This is a genomic window from Flavobacterium cheongpyeongense (assembly GCF_003202435.1).
Lineage (GTDB): Bacteria > Bacteroidota > Bacteroidia > Flavobacteriales > Flavobacteriaceae > Flavobacterium > Flavobacterium cheongpyeongense.
Genome location: NZ_QJHK01000004.1, coordinates 144,507 through 168,579, shown reverse-complemented (window position 1 = coordinate 168,579; position 24,073 = coordinate 144,507). Strand labels below are relative to the sequence as shown.

The 24,073-nt window shown below is 31.8% G+C and carries 23 protein-coding genes; 8 read left to right on the top strand and 15 right to left on the bottom strand.

Going from position 1 to position 24,073, the window contains the following annotated elements:
• Positions 1–53: 53 nt before the first annotated feature.
• Both DMB65_RS06475 and surE read right to left on the bottom strand, forming a co-directional pair.
• Positions 54–326: a hypothetical protein gene (locus tag DMB65_RS06475; RefSeq protein WP_110305838.1), complete on the bottom strand. Its 273-nt coding sequence runs from the start codon at positions 324–326 to the stop codon at positions 54–56.
• Complete coding sequence (gene surE / locus DMB65_RS06470; protein ID WP_110305837.1) at positions 319–1,098, bottom strand: 5'/3'-nucleotidase SurE; 780 nt, start codon at positions 1,096–1,098, stop codon at positions 319–321. The genes DMB65_RS06475 and surE overlap by 8 nt, the downstream gene beginning before the upstream one ends.
• A gap of 202 nt (positions 1,099–1,300) precedes the next feature.
• Here surE and DMB65_RS06465 point away from each other — a divergent pair, with 202 nt between their 5' ends.
• Together DMB65_RS06465 and DMB65_RS06460 are read left to right on the top strand one after the other, a co-directional pair.
• Positions 1,301–3,487: a carboxy terminal-processing peptidase gene (locus DMB65_RS06465; protein ID WP_110305836.1), complete on the top strand. Its 2,187-nt coding sequence runs from the start codon at positions 1,301–1,303 to the stop codon at positions 3,485–3,487.
• Positions 3,488–3,573: 86 nt separating this feature from the next.
• Entirely contained in the window at positions 3,574–4,356 is a 783-nt protein-coding gene (locus DMB65_RS06460) for a DNA/RNA non-specific endonuclease (protein WP_110305993.1), read from the top strand.
• Here the strand turns inward: DMB65_RS06460 and rpe are convergent.
• The 11 genes from rpe to DMB65_RS06405 form a co-directional block, all read right to left on the bottom strand.
• Positions 4,333–4,995 carry a ribulose-phosphate 3-epimerase gene (gene rpe / locus DMB65_RS06455; protein WP_110305835.1) on the bottom strand — a complete coding sequence of 221 codons (663 nt, stop codon included), beginning with the start codon at positions 4,993–4,995 and terminating at the stop codon, positions 4,333–4,335. The two genes, DMB65_RS06460 and rpe, sit on opposite strands and share 24 nt — an antisense overlap.
• Before the next feature lie 229 nt (positions 4,996–5,224).
• On the bottom strand, positions 5,225–6,088 hold the full coding sequence (locus DMB65_RS06450; protein WP_007804760.1) for a sigma-70 family RNA polymerase sigma factor: 864 nt from the start codon (positions 6,086–6,088) through the stop codon (positions 5,225–5,227).
• A 143-nt stretch (positions 6,089–6,231) separates the two neighbouring features.
• A complete protein-coding gene (locus DMB65_RS06445; RefSeq protein ID WP_165834887.1) occupies positions 6,232–7,980 on the bottom strand; it encodes a hypothetical protein in 1,749 nt (582 codons plus the stop codon).
• Positions 7,968–9,155, bottom strand: a complete 1,188-nt coding sequence (locus DMB65_RS06440) for a DUF4249 domain-containing protein (RefSeq protein WP_110305834.1) — start codon at positions 9,153–9,155, stop codon at positions 7,968–7,970. Before DMB65_RS06440 ends, DMB65_RS06445 begins: the two co-directional genes overlap by 13 nt.
• Positions 9,156–9,186: 31 nt before the next feature.
• A complete protein-coding gene (locus DMB65_RS06435; RefSeq protein ID WP_110305833.1) occupies positions 9,187–11,967 on the bottom strand; it encodes a TonB-dependent receptor in 2,781 nt (926 codons plus the stop codon).
• Between the two features lie 5 nt (positions 11,968–11,972).
• Positions 11,973–12,716 carry a hypothetical protein gene (locus tag DMB65_RS06430; RefSeq protein WP_110305832.1) on the bottom strand — a complete coding sequence of 248 codons (744 nt, stop codon included), beginning with the start codon at positions 12,714–12,716 and terminating at the stop codon, positions 11,973–11,975.
• A gap of 179 nt (positions 12,717–12,895) precedes the next feature.
• Positions 12,896–15,031, bottom strand: coding sequence for a polyribonucleotide nucleotidyltransferase (locus tag DMB65_RS06425; protein ID WP_110305831.1), 2,136 nt, complete (start codon positions 15,029–15,031; stop codon positions 12,896–12,898).
• 175 nt (positions 15,032–15,206) lie between these two features.
• Positions 15,207–15,473, bottom strand: a complete 267-nt coding sequence (gene rpsO / locus DMB65_RS06420) for a 30S ribosomal protein S15 (RefSeq protein WP_007804772.1) — start codon at positions 15,471–15,473, stop codon at positions 15,207–15,209.
• Between the two features lie 156 nt (positions 15,474–15,629).
• On the bottom strand, positions 15,630–16,574 hold the full coding sequence (locus tag DMB65_RS06415; RefSeq protein ID WP_110305830.1) for an energy transducer TonB: 945 nt from the start codon (positions 16,572–16,574) through the stop codon (positions 15,630–15,632).
• Positions 16,575–16,631: 57 nt separating this feature from the next.
• Positions 16,632–17,321 carry a toxin-antitoxin system YwqK family antitoxin gene (locus tag DMB65_RS06410; protein WP_110305829.1) on the bottom strand — a complete coding sequence of 230 codons (690 nt, stop codon included), beginning with the start codon at positions 17,319–17,321 and terminating at the stop codon, positions 16,632–16,634.
• Between the two features lie 33 nt (positions 17,322–17,354).
• Positions 17,355–17,810, bottom strand: coding sequence for a GAF domain-containing protein (locus DMB65_RS06405; RefSeq protein WP_110305828.1), 456 nt, complete (start codon positions 17,808–17,810; stop codon positions 17,355–17,357).
• Positions 17,811–17,881: 71 nt separating this feature from the next.
• Here DMB65_RS06405 and xrtF point away from each other — a divergent pair, with 71 nt between their 5' ends.
• From xrtF to DMB65_RS06375, 6 genes are all read left to right on the top strand, one after another.
• Complete coding sequence (gene xrtF, locus DMB65_RS06400) at positions 17,882–18,418, top strand: exosortase family protein XrtF (RefSeq protein ID WP_110305827.1); 537 nt, start codon at positions 17,882–17,884, stop codon at positions 18,416–18,418.
• Positions 18,408–18,854, top strand: coding sequence for an exosortase F system-associated membrane protein (locus tag DMB65_RS06395; RefSeq protein ID WP_110305826.1), 447 nt, complete (start codon positions 18,408–18,410; stop codon positions 18,852–18,854). Before xrtF ends, DMB65_RS06395 begins: the two co-directional genes overlap by 11 nt.
• A gap of 44 nt (positions 18,855–18,898) precedes the next feature.
• A complete protein-coding gene (locus DMB65_RS06390) occupies positions 18,899–19,291 on the top strand; it encodes an HYC_CC_PP family protein (protein WP_110305825.1) in 393 nt (130 codons plus the stop codon).
• 113 nt (positions 19,292–19,404) lie between these two features.
• Positions 19,405–21,411 (top strand): TonB-dependent receptor plug domain-containing protein, encoded by a 2,007-nt coding sequence (locus DMB65_RS06385; protein ID WP_110305824.1) that lies wholly within the window; start codon positions 19,405–19,407, stop codon positions 21,409–21,411.
• A 46-nt stretch (positions 21,412–21,457) separates the two neighbouring features.
• Positions 21,458–21,799 carry a heavy-metal-associated domain-containing protein gene (locus DMB65_RS06380; protein ID WP_110305823.1) on the top strand — a complete coding sequence of 114 codons (342 nt, stop codon included), beginning with the start codon at positions 21,458–21,460 and terminating at the stop codon, positions 21,797–21,799.
• 128 nt (positions 21,800–21,927) lie between these two features.
• Positions 21,928–22,608 (top strand): DedA family protein, encoded by a 681-nt coding sequence (locus tag DMB65_RS06375; protein WP_110305822.1) that lies wholly within the window; start codon positions 21,928–21,930, stop codon positions 22,606–22,608.
• Between the two features lie 20 nt (positions 22,609–22,628).
• Here DMB65_RS06375 and DMB65_RS06370 read toward each other — a convergent pair whose 3' ends face one another.
• On the bottom strand, positions 22,629–23,216 hold the full coding sequence (locus DMB65_RS06370) for a DUF937 domain-containing protein (protein ID WP_110305821.1): 588 nt from the start codon (positions 23,214–23,216) through the stop codon (positions 22,629–22,631).
• Positions 23,217–23,494: 278 nt separating this feature from the next.
• Positions 23,495–23,995 (bottom strand): DUF456 domain-containing protein, encoded by a 501-nt coding sequence (locus DMB65_RS06365; protein ID WP_110305991.1) that lies wholly within the window; start codon positions 23,993–23,995, stop codon positions 23,495–23,497.
• Between the last annotated feature and the right edge of the window lie 78 nt (positions 23,996–24,073).

The following is a 24,073-nucleotide window of genomic DNA, read 5'->3' as shown; positions in this document are numbered from 1 at the left end:
AGGAAATCCTGCCTTAGTTTGATAAAGGCAAAATGTAATGCAAAGATAATAACTTAAATCAGCAAAGTTGAAATTGCCAAAATAATCACTGCTAAAATGACTCCGCCAGCCATCAGTTCTTTATCTTTTTTTAGTAAAAAAGCAAAAACAACAAGATCCAGAGTAGTTCCTAACGTGATGACTTTTCCGAGATAACCATTTTCTTTTATCGTTTGAATACCCGTTGAAACATCAAATTTTGTAAAAAAGGTAATGAATAAATAGCTTCCAAGCAAAGAAGTGAAAATCCCAATAATAAAGCCAATGAGTATGTTTTTTTTATTCATTTAAATTCCATGTGTTTAGTTGTTGAATTGCGTGATGCGCGGTTAAGTCAAATTGAACAGGAACCACAGCAATATATCCATTCTCTAACGCCCATTCGTCAGTATCGTCTCCTTTGTCCTGATTTACAAATTCACCAGAAAGCCAATAATAATCCTTTCCGAAAGGCGTTTGTCGTTTGTCAAATTTTTCTACCCAAAGCGCCTTTGCCTGTCTGCAAATTTTAATGCCTTTTATTTCTTTTTCTTTTAACTTCGGAAAATTAACATTTAAAATAACACCTTGAGGTAATTTTTTTTCAAGCGTTTCTAAGACTATTTTTTTTACAAATGTTTTGGCTGGCTCAAAATCAGCATTCCAGTTATAATCTAATAATGAAAATCCTATAGCCGGTATTCCTTCTATTCCCGCTTCAACAGCGGCACTCATAGTTCCTGAATAAATTACATTTATAGAAGAATTTGAACCATGATTGATTCCGGATACACATAAATCAGGTTTTCTCTTCAAAATTTCATTTACGGCCAGTTTTACACAATCTACAGGAGTTCCTGAGCAGCTATATTCTGTAATAGTGTCATTTTCTTTTGATATTTTGTCTAAATATATTGTGTTGTTGATCGTTATGGCATGTCCCATAGCGCTTTGTGGTTTGTCTGGTGCAACAACAATCACTTCACCAATAGTTTCCATAACAGCGATTAATGTTCTGATGCCGGGAGCAGAAATGCCATCATCATTGGTTACTAATATTAAAGGTTTTTTGTTTTTCATGGTAAAAATTGTTGAGGATATAAGATTTTGAAGGCAAATGTAGGAACAGATTTTATTAGAATACTAACAATTAAATTAAAATTTGTCAACTAAATTATCGAAGCTTTTTGTGATTGAAAGATTTTTATATCTTTAACAAAAAATTATAGGGCTCTTAGCTTTATTGGCTTGGTTTTTACTATAACTTAGAGAAAAAAAATTGATGAATGCTATTATTAAATTTATGAAACGAAATTATAAAATCTTCATAGCCGTATTATTCTTGTCTGTAACTTTGTTTGCATTCAAAATAAATGCAGACCAAACAATTGATCCGGATCCAAACAAAGATAAAATGCTTTTGGAATTACTGGCATTTGTGATAGAAAAAGGGCATTATAGCCCACCTCCAATAGATGATGAATTTTCTAAGGGTATTTTTAAAGATTATATAGATGCTCTTGATCCATCCAAAAGATTTTTCCTTCAATCTGATATTGATGAATTCAGACAATATGAATTAATGCTGGATGATCAGTTCATTAATAAAGATTTGACATTTTTTAATCTTACCTATACAAGATTAATGAAGCGTATGGAAGAAAGCAAAAAAAGGTATAAAGTTCTTTTGGCACAGCCATTCAATTATAATATAGATGAGACTTTTAATGCCGATTATGAGACGATTCCGTATGCAAAAAATACAGCTGAAATAAATGAAAGATGGAGAAAACAAATTAAACTTTCAACCCTTTCATCTCTTGTAACTAAACAAAAATTAGAAGAGGATAAAAAGAAAACGGATCCGGCTTATAAAATAAAATCTTTTGAGGTTTTGGAGAAAGAAACACGAGAAAGCTCTTTGAAATCATTAGATGATAATTTTAGTTTAATAAAAGATCTGGATAAGCAAGACTGGTTTTCTGTGTATGTGAACTCTATTATGACCCGTTTTGACCCTCATACAAGCTACTTTGCACCAGAAGAAAAAGATCGTTTTGATGTAAATATTAGCGGAAAATTAGAAGGAATCGGAGCTCGTTTGACCAAGAAAAACGATTTTACCCAAATTGATGAATTGATTTCTGGAGGACCGGCATGGAAAGGAAAAGAACTTGAAGCAGGAGATTTAATTCTGAAAGTGGCACAAGGAAAGGATGAGCCGGTGGATGTGGTAGGCATGCGTCTTGATGATGTAGTGAAAAAAATTAAAGGTCACAAAGGAACCGAAGTAAGACTTACAGTAAAAAAAGTTGATGGAACCATTAAAGTAATCTCAATAATTAGGGATATAGTTGAAATTGAAGAAACGTATGCTAAATCAAGTATCGTAGAGAAAAACGGACTAAAATACGGGGTTATTTATTTGCCTAAGTTTTATATCGATTTTGAAAACAAAGATGGGCGAGACGCAGGTAAAGATATTGCACTGGAAGTTGAGAGGCTTAAAAAAGAAAATATAAGCGGAATTGTGCTTTATGTGCGTGATGACGGCGGAGGGTCACTATCGACTGTAGTTGATATTGCAGGATTGTTTATAGAAGAAGGTCCAATTGTTCAGGTAAAATCAGCTGGAAAAAAGAAAGAGGTTTTGTATGATAAAGATAAAAAAATTGAGTGGGACGGGCCTTTAGTAATAATGGTAAATAGTTTCTCTGCTTCAGCATCTGAGATACTGGCAGCTGCAATTCAGGATTACAAACGTGGAGTAATCATTGGTAGTAAACAAACTTATGGAAAAGGTACCGTTCAAACAGTTATTGATTTAAATCAGTTTGTTCGAAATAGTGATTTTGGAGATTTTGGGGCATTAAAAGCTACTGCTCAAAAGTTCTATAGAATTAACGGAGGATCAACACAGCTGGAAGGGGTAAAAAGCGATGTAGTAATGCCTGATCGTTACGCATATTTAAAAATGGGTGAGCGTGATATGGACAATGCTATGCCTTGGGATAAAATTGATCCGGCAAACTATAATATATGGACTGCAAACGAGAATTTTAATCAGGCGATTTCAAATAGTAAACTTAGGATTGCTCAGAATCCTCAATTTAAATTAATAGAAGATAATGCTAAATGGATTGATGTTAAAAACAAAGAAAACACCTATAGCCTAAATATTAAAAGTTTCAAAGCCACACAAGAACAAGTAGAAAGCGAAGGGAACAGATATAAACCAATTGCTGATTACAAAAATGATTTAGTTTTTAAATCATTACCCTATGAAAATCTTGAAATAGCTAAAGATGCGTCTTTAAAAGAAAAAAGGGAAGCCTGGCATCAGGCTTTAGCAAAAGATGTTTATGTAGAAGAGGCTTTGAATGTATTAGATGATTTACAACCTAAAAGCAATATTAACAAACAAACTAACTCTTCTAAAATAAAAAAAGATAAACTTGTTAAATCTTAATTTTTTGAAATTAGTTGAACTTAGATAGAAGTCAGAGCTCCATATTTTTAATTTATATGGAGCTTTTTTAATATATGATCCTGAAAATGAAAAAAACACTCTTCTTATTTTTAATAGCACTATTTATTATCTCTTGTAAAAAAGATGGAAATCAAAACAAAGAAATGCTTCTGGTTCAAAATGACTTTGTTGTTTCAAAACAAAATCCTCCGCAAGCAGTTTATACGATTTCATATTTACCCACTTCGACAACACGACAAATTGTAAAACATGATTACTATACATTATCCTACAATGAGAAATTTGAACAGGCAGAATGGGTAGCATATGAATTAAAAAAAGAATATTTAAAGAATAATGATTTCAAAAGACCTTATTTTATTGAAGATCCTAAAGTAACTACAGGATCTGCAGACTGGAGAAATTATAAAAAATCAGGTTATGACAAAGGCCATCTTTGTCCTGCAGGTGATATGGAGTTTGACAAAAAGGCTTATGATGATACCTTTTACACCTCAAATATATCGCCTCAAAAACATGATTTTAATGGTGGAATTTGGAATCGTTTAGAAAACAAAGTGCGTTATTGGGCTGGTAAGTATGATGATATTTATGTAGTTACAGGAGGTGTGTTAAAGGATTCTGATAAAAAAATAGGAACAGAAGAAGTTTCTGTTCCTAAATATTTTTATAAAATTGTTTTGGCTAAATCAGGAAAAGAACATAAAGCAATTGCTTTTTTAATTCCGAATGAAAAAAGTCAAAAAGGAATTTATGAGTTTGTTGTTTCTCTTGAAGCTTTAGAAAAAATGACCGGAATTGATTTTTTCCCTAATTTAAAAAACTTAAAAAGCAGTAAGGACTTTTAAGTCGGCAATAGTAGTTGTTGGGTTTTCTGCTTTAAAAACAAAACTCCCCGCAACTAAAACATCAGCACCTGCTTCTACTAATTGTTTGGCATTTTTATTAGTTACCCCCCCGTCAATTTCAATAAGCGTTGAAGCATTTTTGCGGGTAATTAAATCTTTAAGTTTTTTAATTTTGATATACGTGTTTTCAATAAACGACTGGCCTCCAAAGCCTGGATTGACACTCATAATGCAAACTAAATCAATGTCATTGATAACATCTTCTAGTAAATCAATATTGGTGTGAGGATTAATGGCGACTCCGGCTTTCATTCCTTCAGCTTTAATGGCTTGTAATGTTCTGTGAAGATGAGTACAAGCTTCATAATGCACAGTTAGATTATTAGCTCCTAAATCTGCAAAAGTTTTGATATATCTGTCAGGATCAACAATCATTAAATGTACGTCTATTGTTTTTCTCGCATGTTTTGAAATGGCTTCTAAAACCGGCATTCCAAAAGAGATATTAGGTACAAAAACTCCATCCATAATATCAATATGAAACCAATCAGCCTGACTGTTGTTAATCATTTCGATATCACGTTGTAAATTGGCAAAATCAGCTGCAAGAACAGAAGGCGCAATAAGTGTATTCTTCATTGTGTGTAGTTGTTAATTTAGAGGCACACAGAAGTGTCTCTTCGGGTAGTTTTATTTTTTGCAAAGGTAATTATAAAAAATAAAAAACTCCGGTAATCAGCCGGAGTTTCAATCATCAATCAAAAAACGAACAGTCAATCAAACTGTTGTTTGCGTTAAAATAGTTTCAGGTTTTAACTTTCAAGTTGTTTTGAGAAACCTGAAGCTTTAAACCTGAAACAAATATGTTTTATCCTAAATAAGTTTTAAGGATTTTACTTCTTGAAGTGTGTTTTAATCTACGGATAGCTTTTTCCTTAATCTGACGAACACGCTCACGGGTTAAGTCGAAAGTTTCTCCAATTTCTTCTAATGTCATTGGGTGTTGGTCACCAAGACCAAAATATAAACGAACAACATCAGCTTCTCTTGGAGTTAATGTTTCTAATGAACGCTCAATTTCAGTACGCAATGATTCGTGGATTAGCTCTCTGTCAGGATTTGGAGATTCTCCGGAACGTAAAACGTCATAAAGGTTAGAATCTTCACCTTCAACAAGAGGTGCGTCCATTGATAAGTGACGTCCAGAGTTTTTCATAGACTCTTTCACGTCATTTACGGTCATGTCAAGTTCTTTTGCAATTTCCTCAGCAGAAGGCGGGCGCTCGTTAGATTGCTCTAATAAAGCATACATCTTGTTGATTTTATTAATAGAACCAATTTTGTTTAAAGGTAAACGAACAATACGCGATTGCTCGGCTAAAGCCTGAAGAATCGATTGACGAATCCACCATACAGCGTAAGAAATGAATTTGAAACCACGAGTTTCATCAAAACGTTGAGCTGCTTTAATTAAACCTAAGTTTCCTTCATTAATTAAATCAGGAAGTGTTAATCCTTGATTTTGATATTGTTTAGCCACCGATACTACGAAACGCAGGTTTGCTTTTGTTAATTTCTCTAATGCTCTTTGATCACCAGCCTTTATTCTTTGTGCTAATTCTACCTCTTCATCAGCGGTAATCAGGTCAACTTTTCCGATTTCTTGTAGATATTTATCTAACGATGCAGTTTCACGATTGGTTACCTGCTTGGTGATTTTAAGTTGTCTCATGTTGTTGTCTCCCTATTTTTTTAAAGTGTACAAATGGTTATACGTATGAGGTGTCTAAAAAGTTACAACGGTTTAGAAAAAAAATAAAAATTCCCATATCAGAAAGGATTGAAACGGGAATTTTTTATTTAATAATTAGAGTTTTAATTTGAAGTTGAATCTTTCACTTCAATAATTTCTTTTAAAGAAACCGGCGATCCATTGTTTGCGAAACCTTCAAGTCTTATTTCATATGTTCCGGAAAGATCTGAAGTGTAAAATGAATTATTGCTTTGGCTGTTTAACTTAACTTCCGGATTCCAGAATAATTGATTTCTAAAATCAGGAATTCTTGCGTTATCAGTTAAGTTACTATATTCGATTTTGTTGTATATTTTTTTTGGTTGCGGTCTTAATACAACAGGTTTTACTATTGAACTTCCGCTTTGTGTGCTCTTAAAATCCTTATCAAACGTGGTAAAACTAATTAAACCATTAAAAGATTTTGAACCTGCATAATATCTTCCAACGATAACATCAATTTTATAAACATTTTTCATACTATAATTAATCAAATCATTTTGATTTTCTAAGTATAACCCATCAACCAAAACTAATGCAGGTTCAGGTAATTGAGGAAAAACACTTGGATCATTTACATGCAGATATAGTTTATTATCTTTTTGTTTGTGATAAATCTCTGTAGTAACTTCAGTTGTAGTTTCCTTTAAGGTTTTAAATCGGGTAAAATCGTCTAAAACATACTCTTTAGCAAGAGGATAGTAAAAAGTTTCAAGTGTTGGTGTTTTCTTAATATTGTCTGCCTTTTTATGATAATATGCATTTTCAACCTGACTGGAAATCGATCTGTCTAAAAGACTTTCTTTAATGACGTATGATAAATTTTTGTTTTGCTCATAGGATAATTGTGCATAATCTATTGCAGGTGCATTATTTACTATCAAGTCGTAATTGGAGGCTTTTTCATCAATAATCTGAACAACGATATCTGGCGTATAATAAGTTTTGCTTATATTGAAAATAAAATTTCCGTCACGATCTGTTTTAACTACTTTAAAAGCAAACGATTTGCCAGGAAGCGATAAGCAAACGCTCACGTCTTCAATTTTATCATTATTATTTCTTGACAAAATTTTTCCTGAAATAATTTCTCCTCTAAGCTCAGGTAAAATTATTTTTTGGTTATTCTGTAAATCTAATAGTACTGGATATGATGATTTTACGCTAAAATCTGTAGCAGTGATTTGGCTTTTTGATGGGATGTTGTCTAGTTTTCTTACTGACAAAGAATAATTCCCATTTTCGAAAGTTGCATTTGAAGATTCAATTTTTAAATCGACTAATTCACGATTTGTAAATGTTTTTTTATTGAATTTAAAGCTGATGTTTTCATTAGTGCTGCTTGTTTTTGTAGACGTATTTTCAGTATTGCCTGATGCTTCAGTATTCACATTTAAAATATTTTCACCTAAATCTTTTTCTGTTGTTTTATAAGGATTAATGATATTGATGTCTATTTGAAATAGTTCAGCAACGGGTTTGTTAAGCATCCAGTTAGTGTAACCAATCAATTTATAATTTCCTGTTTTTAAAGTCGTAGGAATAAAATAATCACCTTGACCATTTGCATTTTCTAAGGAAATTTTAGTCTTAAAAACTGATTTTTTATTGTTGTCTACAAGTTCTGCATAAGCAACTTTACTAATATTACTTGGCGTTTTGTCTGTTGCTTTTAAACAATAAATTTTATACAATAAAGTTTCACCCGAAACAAATGTAGTAGCATTGGCGTGAATGTAAACAGTTTCATCTAAAGTGATGGTTTGTTGTGCGTTGCTGAATTGTGTACTTACGAGTACAAACAATACAATTAGGTGTTTTATTCTGTCCAAAATGGTGGTATTATGTTAGATGAAAATGATGTGCAGTCCCCGCATTCTATATTAACCATAATGTAATTTTGCCCCAAGTTTGAAACATATGTCATTAAATTTTGATCTATATTATAAATCATAGTTTCTCCTTGGCAAGGAGGTTGGCTCAATGCACTAAAACAAAAATTAAATGGAATGTCAGCGCATTCGTTAAAATACGGAGGGCCTGTTTCGCCTGGAAATAAATCAGAATAGTTAAAAAAGATTCTTTTTTCTGATACAGTAGAAACATCAAAAAAACCAATTACATTTTCGTTGGTATTTGTAATACATTTTATGTTTCCAGTTAAAACTCCGGGTTGCTTAGGAGATAATATACTTCCTGAGCTTGAAATGTCTCTCATTATTCGATGAAAGGTATAAGCTTCTAAATTTTCAACATATTGTTTTACTAATATACTGTATCTGTGCCCAATGATGTAATTGTTTTTATTAATAAATCTAACGGGAAAATTAACTCGATCCTCTGCTAAATCATTTGTACTTGTTAAAAGGATGTCTGTAGAATTTTTTGTTGAGTAACAAGTTTTCTTGTCAGAGGAATTCTGAACAACAGCTATACTTTCAGGGCCTGTTACCACTAATTTTTGACTTCCCCATCTAGGGGCTATAATTTTGTATGTTTCTTCATACTCATATCTGTAATATTTTGATGTAGCTCCAGGGTCATAACTATTGACATTAATTTGAATTCCAGTTTCATTATTGCTGTTTGTTACCACAGCAGGAATAATACTTTCGATGGAGTTTACGGTTGTTAGAGTTTGTGAAGTTGATTGATAGACTTTGCCTTCAGAAGTGGTTACCTCTAAGGTGTATTCTCTTCCAGGTTGCGCCTGAAATGCAGATTGAGAAATATATTTTTCAGAATTTTCTTCAAATAAATATTGGTTATTCTGATTGTCCTTCACTATAACTTTTGCCCCTTTTACAGTTTGAATTCCTTCATCTTCAAACTTCGCAGTTTTAGTTATTTTAATCTCCTGATTTTTAAGTTCATTAGTCAATGTGGCCTCTATAACTATCGCTTCTTCATAAGTGTTAGCTAAAAGGGGATATGCCTCGGTGCAACTATTGCAGATAATAGCTAGTAAAAGAAAGGCAATTATATTTTTTAGTTTGTGATTTTTCATTGCTTTAAAATCTAAATAATTTGTTTCTGAATTAAAATTTAAAATTATACGTAATACTTGGTACGGGTATAGAGAAAATAGATGTTTTATATCCCTTTACTTTTCCGCTTTGATCAGTAACAAAATAAATTGAATATGGATTATTTCTTCCTAAGACATTATAAACAGATATATTCCAAAAACTATGCGCCAGTTTTTTTATTTTGTGATTACCTTCAATGTTGATTCCAATATCTAAACGAATATAGGCCGGTATCCTATAAGCATTTCGATCACTATATAATGTATAATCTGCATCTCCATAATGAAATGTTCCAATTGGGTATGTTACAGGTCTTCCGGTTTGGTATAAAAAGTTAGTCGATAAACTATAACGTCTTGTAAATTTATAATTCAAAATAGCACTCAAATCATGAGGTTTGTCAAAATTCGCAGGAAAAAAATTACCATTATTTACGACTTCTGAACTAAACTGACTGTTAAGTTTAATCATTGTACGAGAATAGGTATATCCAATCCATCCGTTTAATCTTCCTGTTGTTTTCTTTAATAAAAATTCAATCCCGTATGCTTTTCCCTCACCTTGTAATAATTCAGTTTCAACATTCTCGTTTAATACGATTTGTGCCCCAACTTTATAATCAAGAATGTTTTTAGACTTTTTGTAATATCCTTCTAAACTAACTTCATATTCTTCATCCTTTAAAGTTTTGAAAAGACCTAATGAAACCTGTTGTGCTGTTTGAGGAGTTACGTTTGTATCGGATAATTTCCAGGTATCTGTTGGAGATTGTGTTGTATTACTTGATAAAAGATGAATGTATTGTCTCGTTATATCATAACCGGCTTTTATTGAAAAATCTTCGGTAATAAAATAACGTGCTGCCAAACGAGGTTCAAGTCCACCATAGGTTTTTATAACTTCATTTTTCTTATAATGTTCTGTTCCTGTTATAGTTTCGTCACTAAGTGGCAAACCATCTTGATAAGTGTTTACGTTAGCCTCTCCTAAAGCTGCGTAATAAGAATATCTTAAACCCAAATCAATTAGTAATTTATCGCTAAATTTAAAACTGTCTGCTAAATAAACAGCTGATTCCAAAGCTCTTTCTTTTTCAATATCTCTCGAAATTAAAGTAGCATCAGGATTTTTAGGATGTTGATATCCTGGGGAAATATTGTATAATTTACTGGCAATACCGTACGATAAAGTATGTTTTGGAGTAAGTAAATAATTGAATTTTAACTGCAATTGTGATTCGTTTATTTTGTAGCCAAAATCAAATGCATTAATATCATCTGTATCATAATCAATATTAAACTTATATTCACTGTTTGTAAAAATCAAGGCAGCTTTGCTTTTTTTGTTAAAAGCATGATCCCATTTTAAAGAGGCAAGTCTATTGCTGTATTTGTAAATAGAGTCTGAACTTAGACTAAAACGGTCATGGCTATAATAGGCAGTTGCCTCAATGTTATTATTGCTATTAATTGCATTGTTGTATTTAAGGATTCCGTCATAAAAACCAGCTTGACTATTTTTTAGGTTTTCATCATCCAAAGATTTTAAAATCCAATCAGAGTAAGTTGCACGCCCTCCAAAAATAATACTTGATTTGTTTTTTTCGATAGGTACACTAAGCGTAAGATTTGACGTAATTGGTCCGACAGCACCTTCACCTGAAAATTTTTCAGAATTTCCGTTTTTTGTTGTAATATCAAATACAGAAGATAATCTTCCTCCAAAATCGGCAGGAATACTTCCTTTGTAGATATCCGCTTTTTTTGCTGTATAAGGATTTATAGCAGAGAAAAAGCCTAAAAAATGCTGAGGATTATATAGTACAGCATTGTCTAAAAGAATCAGGTTCTGATCATCTTTTCCGCCTCTAACATTAAATCCAGCTGATCCTTCACCAGTAGTTTTAATACCGGGAAAAGTAGTTGCAACTTTTAAAATGTCTCTTTCACCAAGAATTAACGGAACATTTTTTATTCCTTCAATGTCAATTGATACTAAACCTGAAACTGTAGTTTCGGTTTGTTTTTTCCCTTTCTTATTAATTACGACTTCATCTAACTGATTTGATTTGTCATTTATATTAACATCAAAAGTGCCATCGTCATAAACCATTAAAGTTTTTGTTACTTCTTTATGGTTTAGCGATTTTATTTCGATAACATTTATTCCGATAGGAAGTTGTAAGGTATAATTTCCATAAGAATCACTAGAAGTACTAATGTTTTTGTTTTTTACTTTAATATAGATATTAGCTTCAGGTTTTCCTGTTTCGGCATTTTTTATAGATCCTGAAATGGTAAAATTTTTCTTCGTTAAGTTTTTATTTTCTTTGCCAATAAAAACGATAGAAGCTTTTTTTGTAACGCTGTAACTGTTTAATGAATCATATTGTTGATAAAAAACAGGATTATCAGTAGAATTGGCTCCTTTGTTTGTAGTTTCTATTGGTGCATCAGGAAAATAATTAGCTGGCAAATCATCGTGAATTGTACTGTTTAATGTTAGTATCACTTTGTTTTTCAGGATGATAAAATTTAAATCAGTTTTGCTTAAAATTTTATCCAATAACTCATTAATTTTAATGTCAGTATAAGTTCCGGTAATCAAATCTTTATTTGAGCCAACCCAAGTCGGATCAAAATAGAATTTATAAGAAGTTGAAGCTTCGATTGCCTTTAGAGCACTTTCTAAAGTGTCATCTTTAAATGTAATTGATATTTTCTCATTCGAGTTTTGTGCCGATAATTGAAATGAGAATAAAATAACTAAGGCAAGTATAAATTTTTTCATTTGTTTTATTTGGTTTGAACTGAAAGAGAATTGTTAATGTATTTTATCAAATTTCTCATAAATTGATTTTCGTCAGATTTCTTAAGTTCTCTATTCATTAAATAAAACCCATTGATTTGTTTTTTTTGTTCCGGAAACAGTTTAATAATATTGTTTTTATTTTTTATTGGATATATTTTATTTTTTAGATTCAGATAAAATGAAGTATTTTCTTTAAATGTATAAAATAACATACCCTCAGTAACAACTTTTTGTTGGTCTTTATGATGTTTAATATAAAATATAAAATCAGGTGTGATTTTATTTTCTTCGTAATAACCAGGTGTAAATTCGGGAACAGTAGGATCTTTTTTATCGATGTTAACGAAGTTTTTGTCTTTAATAGAAAAAAATTCCACTTTGGCAGTAATAATATTAACTCCAATATTTTCTGATTCACCAAAAGGATTCAAAACTAAAATGTCTCTGTAAATGTCATATTTCAGTTTTACATTATAATAAGATTGTCCTTCATAGGTAAGATTTCCTAATTCATATTGATCAATATAATACAAATGATTGCCTCCAACAGTTCTGTAAGGATTAGTATGTGGTATGCCATTAACAATGTCTAAATTTTTTCTCCCTATTGTTTTATCAAACCAATTATAGGTAGTGATGTCATTAGTGGTCTGGCTGTGAATTGAGTAAATGCTTAAGAATAATCCAAATAAAACAAGTAATGTAGATTTTTTTTGATAATTTTTCAAAGATTTATAGTTTTAATAGTTGTTTTGGCTATTTCAAAAGTATTAAAAAAATGTTATAAATTTCGTGTATTTGTGTTAAATTGTAATAAAATAATTTGTTTTTTTAACGAAAAACCCCAAATTCATTTATCTGAATTTGGGGTTTTCTATGAATAAACCTTTAGTAAACTAAGATCTGATTACTCTTTTTTCTCCTCACGCGGAGGTCTTGGAACAAGTGCTTTTTTAGAGACTTTTTCCTTTTTAGTTTTAGGATCAAGTCCAAGATACTTCACTTGGAAAACATCTCCCATTTTAACGACATCGGCAACGTTTTCAGTGCGTTCCCATGCTAATTCAGATACGTGAAGTAATACTTCGTTTCCAGGTGCAGCAGTATATTCTACAACGGCTCCAAAATCAAGCATTTTAATTACTTTAACTTCGTAAGCTTCTCCCATTTGTGGTTTGAAAGTAATAGAAGCAATTTTTGCCAATACTGCTTCAATTCCGGCAGGATCAGTACCTAAAATCTCAATAATACCTTGCTCGTCAACCTCGTTGATAACGATAGTTGTTCCGGTAGCTTTTTGTAACTCCTGAATTACTTTTCCTCCAGGTCCAATCAATGCTCCAATAAAGTTTCCAGGAATAGTTCTGGTAATGATTTTTGGAGAATGTGCTTTTACGTCAGCTCTTGGTGCAGCAATAGTTTCAGTTAATTTTCCTAAAATATGCAAACGTCCATCACGAGCCTGGGCTAATGCCTGCTCCATAATATCGTAACGTAAACCATCAATTTTAATATCCATTTGGCAAGCCGTAATACCATCAGCAGTTCCGGTTACTTTAAAGTCCATATCCCCTAAGTGATCTTCATCACCAAGAATATCAGACAATACAGCAAATTTCTCACCGTCAGTAATTAATCCCATAGCAATACCAGAAACAGGTTTTACCATTTGAACCCCGGCATCCATAAGCGCCATTGTTCCAGCACAAACTGTTGCCATAGAAGAAGAGCCATTAGATTCTAAAACTTCAGAGACAATACGTATTGTATAAGGGCAATCTGCAGGAATCATATTTTTTAAAGCTCTTTGAGCTAAGTTACCGTGACCAACTTCTCTTCTTGAAGTTCCTCTTAGTGGTTTTGCTTCACCAGTAGAGAAAGGAGGGAAGTTATAGTGTAAGTAGAATTTCTCTTCACCTTGTTCAGATGGAGAATCGATTTGGTTAGCTTCTCTGGAAGTTCCTAAAGTTACTGTTGCCAAAGCCTGCGTTTCTCCACGTGTAAATAATGAAGAACCGTGTACTCTTGGTAAATAATCAGTTTCACACCAGATTGGTCTGATATCTGTAGTTTTTCTACCGTCAAGGCGTACACCTAATTCTAATACTACATTACGAACTGCTTCTTTGTTTGTTTTGTAGAAATATTTAGAAACTAAATCACCGTCAGCAGCCAATTCTTCTTCAGTGAACAAAGCTTTTACTTCTTCTTTTACTTCAGCAAATGCAGCACTTCTTTCATGTTTAGCTGAACCAACTTTTGCAATAGCATAAATTTTATCGTATGCAGCTTCTTTTACTTTTTTGTAAATTTCTTCGTTTTCTCTCTCACCTTCGTAAGTACGGATTTCTTTTTTACCAAAAGCAGCCTGTAAACGGTATTGTGCTTCAATTTGAACTTTGATGGCTTCGTGCGCAAATTTAATTGCTTCGATCATTTCGGCTTCTGAGATTTCTTTCATCTCACCTTCAACCATTGCAACAGAATCCATAGAGGCACCAATCATCATATCGATGTCTGATTTTTCCAAATCTTCTCTGCTTGGGTTGATTACTAATTTCCCGTTAATACGGGCAACACGTACTTCTGAAATTAGGTTGTAAAATGGAATATCCGAAACAGCTAATGCTGCAGAAGCAGCTAAACCAGCTAATGCATCTGGCATAACAGTTTCGTCATGTGACATTAACTGAATCATAACCTGTGTTTCAGCGTGGTAATCGTCTGGGAAAAGCGGACGTAAAACACGGTCTACTAATCTCATTGTTAGTACTTCGCTGTCGCTTGGTCGAGCTTCTCTCTTAAAGAAACCTCCCGGGAAACGACCAGCTGCTGCAAATTTTTCGCGATAATCTACCGTTAATGGTAAAAAATCAACGCCTGGGTTGCTGGTGCGAGCTGAAACTGCTGTTGCAAGAATCATTGTGTCGCCCATTCTAACTACTACAGAACCGTCAGCTTGTTTTGCTAAACGTCCTGTCTCGATTGTGATGCTTCTTCCATCACCTAAATCGATTTTTTCTACAAATAATTGTGGAATCATAAATTTTTTCCTAATTGATTATACAATGGGTTTTAGTTGTGTTGTAGTTGTTGTTGTGTGTAGTTGTTGTCTAAAACCCAATGAAAAACCAAACTTTTTTCTTGTAACAAGTCCTGTAAGACTTGTGTATTGTAAAAACAAAAAGAGGCACTCTCGCACCTCTTTTATATATTGATTATTTTCTGATATTCAATACTTTGATAATCTCACGATATCTGTTAATTTCTTTCTTTTTCAAGTAATCTAACAAAGCTCTTCTTTTACCTACTAGTAGTACAAGAGAACGCTCAGTGTTATAATCGTGACGATTTTTTTTCAAATGCTCAGTTAAGTGTGAAATTCTGTAAGTGAACAATGCAATCTGACCTTCTGCGCTTCCAGTGTTTGTTGCTCCACCGTGCTGTGCAAAAATCTCTTCTTTCTTTTCTTTAGTTAAATACATTCCAATATTATTTAATGATTTTTATGTATGTCATACATCTTTTGTAAGACGGGTGCAAAATTAGATTAAAAAAACAAAAAAATCAAACAAAAATAAAAGAATCTAAAAAAGAATATTGATTTTTGTTTTTGAATAATTTTGGGATTCTTTATTTTATTAATTTGAGACTGTTATTGGTATAGAATATAAAACTCTGACTGGCATACCTCTTTGCTGCCCGGGAATCCAGTTTTCATAACTGGTTACTACTCTCATAGCTTCTTCATCAAGGCCGTATCCTAATGATTTTAAGATTTTTGGCTCAACGATTTTGCCGTCTCTTTCAATTACAAACTGGACGACTAATCTTCCGGAGATTTTATTAAGTACTGCTTCTTTTGTTTTTGTAAAGTTTGCGCCTATAAATTTATAAAAATCAGAAATTCCTTTTTCAGGTAAAGGTCTTGATTCCAAAACAGTGTATTGTCTTTCTTTGCCTTCAGAATTTATACTTTTTCCAGAAATAAACTTTCCGTTATCATATATATCAGTGTATTGATAGTTTGTAACTTCATTAATGCCTTTCCATTCACCATCTTTAAATCCATTTTTGACATTTCCTTTTGCAGCATATTTTTCGCCAATTTCTTCATAGGTGCCGTTTCCATTCTTAACTATCTGCTCATTTTTGGTATTCCAAAAATCATAAATTTTTAAATCGGAGCTAAATCCTTTTTCGGATTCAACATATTCAGCTCTTAATTTAGGATTTCCATTTTCATACCATTCTGAAAAAATGCCATTTAGTCTTGATTTAAGATAATTTTCTGTTCTTTTTTTCTTTCCATTTTCATAATAGTGTGTACACTCACCTTCTCTTGAATAGCCATCTTTTGTTTTAGAAATAGATTCCATTTTTAATACTCCGGATTTATAGTAATCTTTAACTTGATAGGTATCCTTTTCGTTATAATAATCTTTTATAATTCTGTAAAAGCTGTGATTTTCTTTTGAAGCGTCTTTTCCAATCGAATCAGAATAGATGATTTTATCAGTTGAATTTTGCGAAAGAAGTAAAATAGGAAGAGAGAATAACAATGCAATTAAAAGTTTTTTTTTCATAATTTATTTATAGTGATATGCTTAAGTTTTTAAAATAATTTTGAAACTACTGAATTATTATCTCTGACTGTTTTTGACTGTCTGTTTTTTATTTAAAGAAGAATAAGAAGTTTTTACATTATTTTCATCTGTACTGCTTCCTGAAATCAAAATTCCTTTGTCGTAATTTTCGATAAATGTTATTTTTAGTACAGTATCCTTTCCGGTCCATTCGCCTTGCTTTAGTCCATTTTTTACAGTTCCTTTTTCAGTAACAGCTCCGATAGTGTCTTCATATTCTCCGTTTCCATTAGTCACGGTTTGTTCTTTGTTTTTAGTCCAGAAGTTAAGAATATGGGTTTGAGTTGTTTTAGTTTTAGGATTCCAGAAATTCTCTTTTTCAGATTTTATATCTTTGTTTTCGTACCAATTAAATTCTTTGCCGACTTTGTGATTTTCAGAATAATTTATAACCGCTTCTTTTGAGTTGTTTTTGTAGTAATAAATAAATTCGCCGTCTTTTATTAAAACATCTTTGTTTAATGACGAACCTGTCATTTTTTTTCTTCCGTTTTTATAAAAATCAGTAACAACATAACGCGCACTTTTTTGAGAATAATTAGTGATTACTCTTGTGTAGCTGTAATTTTCCGGAGTTGCTTCACGATCTAATGAGTCAAGATAAACTTTCTTTGAGATCAGATTAATTTGCGCAGAAAGGCTAACAGAAAATAAGATATATAATAAGTGGAATACATATTTTTTCATTTATCCTATCCTTTTCTAATAAAAATAGTGCTTTTAAAATAATTTAGCAACTTCCTGATTTACAAATTCTAAAAATCGTTCGTCTGCTTCTGTAAAAGGATCGATAACATGACTGTCAATATCAATTTGTCCAATGTTTATTCCGTTTACAAATAATGGTACAACAATTTCTGATTTTACAGTAAAACTGCAGGCAATATAGTTGTCCTGAGCCTTAACATCCGGAACGACAAAATTAGCATTGCTTTCAGCAACCTGACCACAAATTCCTTTTCCGAAAGGGATAACCGTATGATCCGTTTCAGCACCCACATAAGGTCCCAAATGCAAAGTTTTGTTATCATGATTGGCAAAGTAAAAACCAACCCAATTGTAGTAGTCAATATTTTCGTTTAATAACTGACAGACTGCCAGTAATTTTTCTTCCCGGGCTGTATTTGTATCAGCTACAATAGCTGAAATTTTTGGCTGTAATTCCTGAAATGTCATAATGTGAAAATTTTATACAAAAGTATTTAAAGCTGAATTCAAAAAATACATAAATTTGAAAAAAAATACCCGTGAAAAAATATTTAGTACAATTTAAACCCTTTCTTATTTTCATAGGAACTTTTTTTGCCACTTATATTTTACTGACCTTAATTTATAAAAGCTATTTAAATCATTTTGAGTCAGATGATGTTGACGAAATAACACGAATTGTTGGTTATAATGTCGATTTGTTACTTCATGCATTTAATTCTGATGTTTTTATTCAGAAAAGTGTATCAAATCCATGGTTAGAGGTTTGGTATAATAATGATTATGTTATTCGGATTGTAGAAGGATGCAATGCTGTAAGTGTCATAATTTTATTTATTTCGTTTGTAATTGCTTTTTCCAGAAAATTTAAAACGACTTTTTTGTTTATTTTATCAGGAACTCTTTTTATTTATATTCTAAATATTGTCAGAATTGCGTTATTAGCTATTTTACTATTTCGTTATCCTGAAAAGGTACATTTATTTCACGGTGTTCTTTTTCCGTTGATGATCTATGGAGTGGTTTTCGCTTTATGGGTTTTTTGGGTGAATAAATTTTCAAAATATGCTAAATAAACTTGCCCAAAATAAATTAAAAATTCTAATAGCAATTCTGATTGTCTCATGTTTAGGTAGCATCAGGGCTTTGGAAAATCAATTGTTTTATGATCCTTTTTCTCCTTATTTTGAATCAGATTTTAAAGAACTGCCATTTCCTTACGTTGACAATTTTAAGCTTTTTGCAGGGCTTTTGTTTCGTTATGCTTTAAACACTGTTTTATCATTAATACTTATTTATACCTTATTTAGGGATATAGAAATTCTGAAATTTAGTGCATTTTTGTATGTGTTTTTTTTAGTACTGCTTTTGGGATTGTTTTTTGTAATCTTAGAATATTATCCCGATGCAAACTGGCTTCTTTTTTATGTAAGAAGATTTATCATTCAGCCCATATTTATATTGTTGTTTGTTCCTGCGTTTTATTATCAGCAGCAAAATCCTAAAAAATAATTTTTTATTAGATTCTTTTAAATGCTTTTTAATACTTTTGCAGTATGTATTTAAAGAAGTGCACAGGAGTATTTTTAGCTTTCCTTTTACTGGTTTCCAGCATAGGGTTCGCTTTTGATGTGCATTATTGCGGAGGAAAAATTGCTTCGGTTTCATTAAGTACTACAGTTTCTCCTGAAAAAAAATGTTGTGGGGATAAAGAAAAAAAATCTTCCTGTTGTAAAGACAAGGTAGTTAAATTTGAAAAAAAATCAGATGATGCGACCTTTAAAATTTTCTTCTTTCAGTTTGCATTTTCTGCAGTAATTCAGGAATACAAAGCCATTGCTTTTTTGTCTGTACCGAATTTTAAAAGCAATCAGATCATTTCGTATTATGCTGATGCAAATGCACCTCCCTTATTCAAATTATACAATCAATACATTTTTTATTCCTGATTTTAATATTTAGAAGCAAGCCTTTTTGTGGCTTGAGATATGCTGTTTTAATGTTTCTTAATTTATTGAGAATCTTTAAAACAAAAATTTCTAAATAAATTAAAATCTTTTTTATGCAAAAAAATATCATGCTTTTTATGGTGTTTTTGCTTTCTTTTTCTGCATTTTCGCAAGAAGACTTAGAGGAAGTAAAAGTGACAAAAAAGCAAAAAGGACTTAAGAAATCCTATACACTTACCGCTAATACAACTGTTATTACCAGCAAGGAATTACTAAAAGCGGCTTGCTGCAATCTGGCAGAAAGTTTTGAAACAAATCCTTCAATCGATGTCAATTTTTCTGATGCCTTGACGGGAACCAAACAAATAAAAATGTTAGGTTTAACCAGTCCCTACCTGATGATTACCGAAGAAAATATTCCGTCGGTTCGAGGTGCTTCTCAGGCTTATGGATTATCTTTCACACCAGGAACATGGATTGAAAGTGTTCAGATTACTAAAGGCGCAGGAAGTGTAATTAATGGGTATGAAAGTATTTCCGGACAAATAAACACGGAACTTTTAAAGCCTTTAAGCGACATTCCGTTTTTCCTGAATGCTTACGGTTCTACAGATGCCCGTTTTGAACTGAATACTCATTTTAATAAAAAAATATCAGACAAATGGGCTACCAGTCTGTTTGTTCATGGCAATGCACGCGTGGCGAAAAACGATATGAACGATGACGGTTTTTTGGACAATCCATTAGGAAAACAAATCAATATTTTAAACCGTTACCAATATTATAATCCTGATAGTGGTTTGGTGAGTTTTGTCAATTTCAGATATATGAATGATAAAAAACAAACCGGAGAAGTTGATTTTGATAAAGATCAAGACCGTGGAACTACAAATTACTGGGGTTCTGAAATCAATACCGAACGTTTTGATGTATCGACAAAAATTGGTTACGTTTTTAAGGACATGCCCTATCAAAGTATCGGTTTTCAAAATGCTTTTAATAGTCATAAACAAGATTCTTATTTTGGATTAAATCAATATGATATTAAACAAAATAGTTTTTATTCGAATTTAATTTTCAATTCGATTATCAATAATACCATGCACAAATTCACGACCGGTCTGAATTTTACTTACGATGAATATCAGGAATTTGTGAATGTAAATGATTATAGCCGAATTGATAATTCAGTTGGGGCATTTTTTGAATACACGTATGATAACACAGATAATTTCAGTTTGATTTTGGGTGGAAGGGTTGATAATCATAACCGCTTAGGTTTTTTCGTTACGCCCCGACTACACATGCGATACAATCCGTGGAAAGACGGAATAGTTCGTTTTTCTGCTGGCAGAGGAAAGCGTTCTGCTAATATTTTTGCAGAAAATCAACAGCTTTTTGCAAGTTCCAGAACTTTTTCATTTTTAGACAATAATGGGAAAATTTATGGTTTGAATGCTGAAATTGCATGGAATTATGGATTAAGTTTTTCTCAGAAATTTAAAATTTTCAATAAAAATGCCGAAGCAGGCTTTGATATTTACAGAACCGATTTTCAAAATCAGGCCGTTGTCGATCTGATGCAAAGTCCACAGCAAGTTTTGTTTTATAATCTGAAAGGAAACTCATTTGCAAATAGTTTACAGATAGAGTTTAATTATGAGCTGGTTCACAATCTAAATTTGAGAACAGCTTATAAATATTACGACATTCAAACGGATTATTTAAGAGGAACATTTCAGCGTCCGTTGCAGGCAAAACACCGTTTTCTAGGCAATCTGGAATATGAGACTCCGGTTAATGATGATAAACAATGGAAATTTGATTATACATTTAACTGGTCCGGAAAACAGCAATTGCCCTATACGGCATCAAATCCTGCTACAAACCAGTTTCCTGAATTTTCCCCATCTTATGCAGTTATGAATGCTCAGGTGACCCGGGTTTTTTCTTCGGTTTTCGAAATTTATATCGGGGGAGAGAATATTGGGAATTACAAACAGAAAAAAGCAATTTTAGGTGCTGATGATCCATTTGGGTCTAACTTTGATGCTTCTATAGCATATGCGCCAATTTTTGGGCAAATGTATTATGCAGGATTGCGATTTAAAATAAAATAAATACAATTATCAATTTCAAAAATCAATAACAATAAATATTTATAAAATGAAAAATTTAATTTTAATAGCAATAGTAACTTTTTTAGGGTTTTCGGCTCAGGCCCAAACTAAGAAAAATAAAAATTTAAAATACACTACAGAGGTAAATGGCAATTGTGAACAATGTAAAAAACGTATTGAAAAAGCAGCTTTTAGTGTTGCGGGTGTAAAGACTGCAAATTGGGATATTAGTTCACATAAGCTAACAGTGATTTTAAATGAAGAAAAATCATCAACCAGTGATTTAAATAAAGCTGTTGCAAAGGCTGGTCATGATACCAAACAAGTAAAAGCAACTCAGGAAGATTATGATAATCTTCATACTTGCTGTAAGTACGAAAGAGAATAATCAGGACGCCGGGTTTTAAAAAAGCCCGGCTTTTTTATAGTTAATTTATCTTTAAAATACCGTATTCTATTGTGGTTAAAGTAAATTATTGTTACTTTCACAAACTAATAAATGTAACCAAACCCTATATGAATAATTTTGACTGGACTCAATTAATAAACCCTGAATTTTACATTACATTAAGCATTGGAGGTTTTCAAATTGGCTTGTTTATTGTTTTGTTTATTATTTTTGCTGAAACAGGGCTATTTGCAGGTTTTTTTCTGCCGGGGGACAGTTTGCTTTTTTTGGCAGGCATTTACAGTCGTGACTTAATTGAAAATCTGGTCAATATCCCCAGTGATTTTATAAACGTACTTTTGCTTTCTGTTTCGGTCGCAATAATGGGGGTTTTAGGAAATATGACCGGGTATTGGTTTGGTGCCAAAAGTGGTTATTATTTATTCAAAAAAGAAGATAGTTTCTGGTTCAAAAAAAAATACCTCTTACAATCGAAGGATTTCTTCGAAAAGTATGGAGGTAAGGCTATAATTTATGCAAGGTTTTTACCGATTTTCCGAACATTTGCCCCAATCATTGCAGGTATAGTTTCTATGGATAAAAAGAAATTTATGTTCTATAATATCCTGAGTTCTTTTTTGTGGTCTTTCCTGTTAATCTTCTCAGGTCATTACTTATATGGTGTGTTTTTAAAACAAGGGATAGATCTTAAACATCATATTGAATACATTATTATTATCATTGTAGTTATTTCTACATTCCCTGTTTTGTTAAAGCTTTTGAAGAAAAGACCGATTGAGAAAATCTAATTTTTAATCGAATAAAAAAATTAGATATTTCCAAAAAGATTAAAAAAAGATCTTCCAAAACGTGAATTATTTTTTTCTTCAACTGTTTCATAACATGAAAAGCCTAAAATAATTTTAATTCCTGGAGGAATGCTGTTTAAAATATCTCTTTTTTGATCCTCTAAAAGTAATTTTAAGCTTGAAGTTACTTCGGCACTATACTGCAAATAAGAAATGATGAGTAAAGCAGAAAAGTTTAAGACTTCGCGTGCTGTTTCACTTTTGATACCAACTTCGTTGGAAATCATTTCAGTAATTCTGGCTTTTTTACTAGTGAAAATCTGTTCTAAAAATTCGTTTCCTTCTACTTTATAATTGTCGTCAACAGATAAAATCCGGGAAGCAGCGAAATCAACTTCTTTGAAAAATGTTGAGTCCTGAATAAGATTCGTCATTTCTTCTATTTTTTTCTCATCAAAATTGTTGTAGCATCCCATTAAAACCGTTCCTAACGAAACATCAATAGCCTTAATCAATAGGGCATCATTTTCGAAATAAAATTTGTTCAGCTTGGAGATAACATTGGAAGAGATAAAACGGCGTAGTTCAATTTGTAGATTTGGGGTCATAATTGTATACTGGATTGATTAATATTTGCTGTCGATAAACGATGAAATGTGGTATTTTATCGTTTATTGTGATAAAAATATAAAATAAATTAACATTTCCAAAAAATAAGTTAAATATTTTGTTTTGTATTTTTTGCAATTTATTTAGTTAAAATGAATATTATCAATAAATATCATGCTTAGTTGTAAAATTATAATAATAATTACCTAAAAATATTTTTGTTTTTTATTTTGCAGGTTTTAAAATGCAAGAAAAAACCTAGGTGTAATTTATGCGGTTAAAACAGTAAAACCCTGTTTTGCCAGATTATGGTAAGAAATATGCCTAAATAAATAATACATAATAAAAAATTTATAAAGCTTGAGGCTAAAAAACCAATTAAGGAACCTGTTGCAGCCTTAAATGCTCTTTTATGATCTTTTGTATCATATAGCATTTCACCTATGAAAGCTCCCGCAAAAGGACCAATAATTACCCCAAAAGGTATCGGTGCAAGAATACCAACTATCAAACCTATATTAGTTCCCCAAATACCATAACTGCTCCCACCAAAACGCTTAGTTCCTTTTGCCGGGATGGTGTAGTCTAAAATCGTAATTATAACCATAATTACAAAGGTGATGCCCAAAACCAAATAGTTATTTTCGATGGCTTTCGTTAAATAGAGTAGTAATAATCCAACCCAAGAACTGGATAAACCTGGTAAAATAGGTAAAAAACTACCCATAATTCCAATAATCATAAATATTAAACCAAGTAAAACCAATAGTAAATCCATAAATATAAAGTTTTTCAATTTTTCCATTAATAAAAGTGCTATTTATAAAAGTAATAAAAAAAGTATCTAAAATCTTTT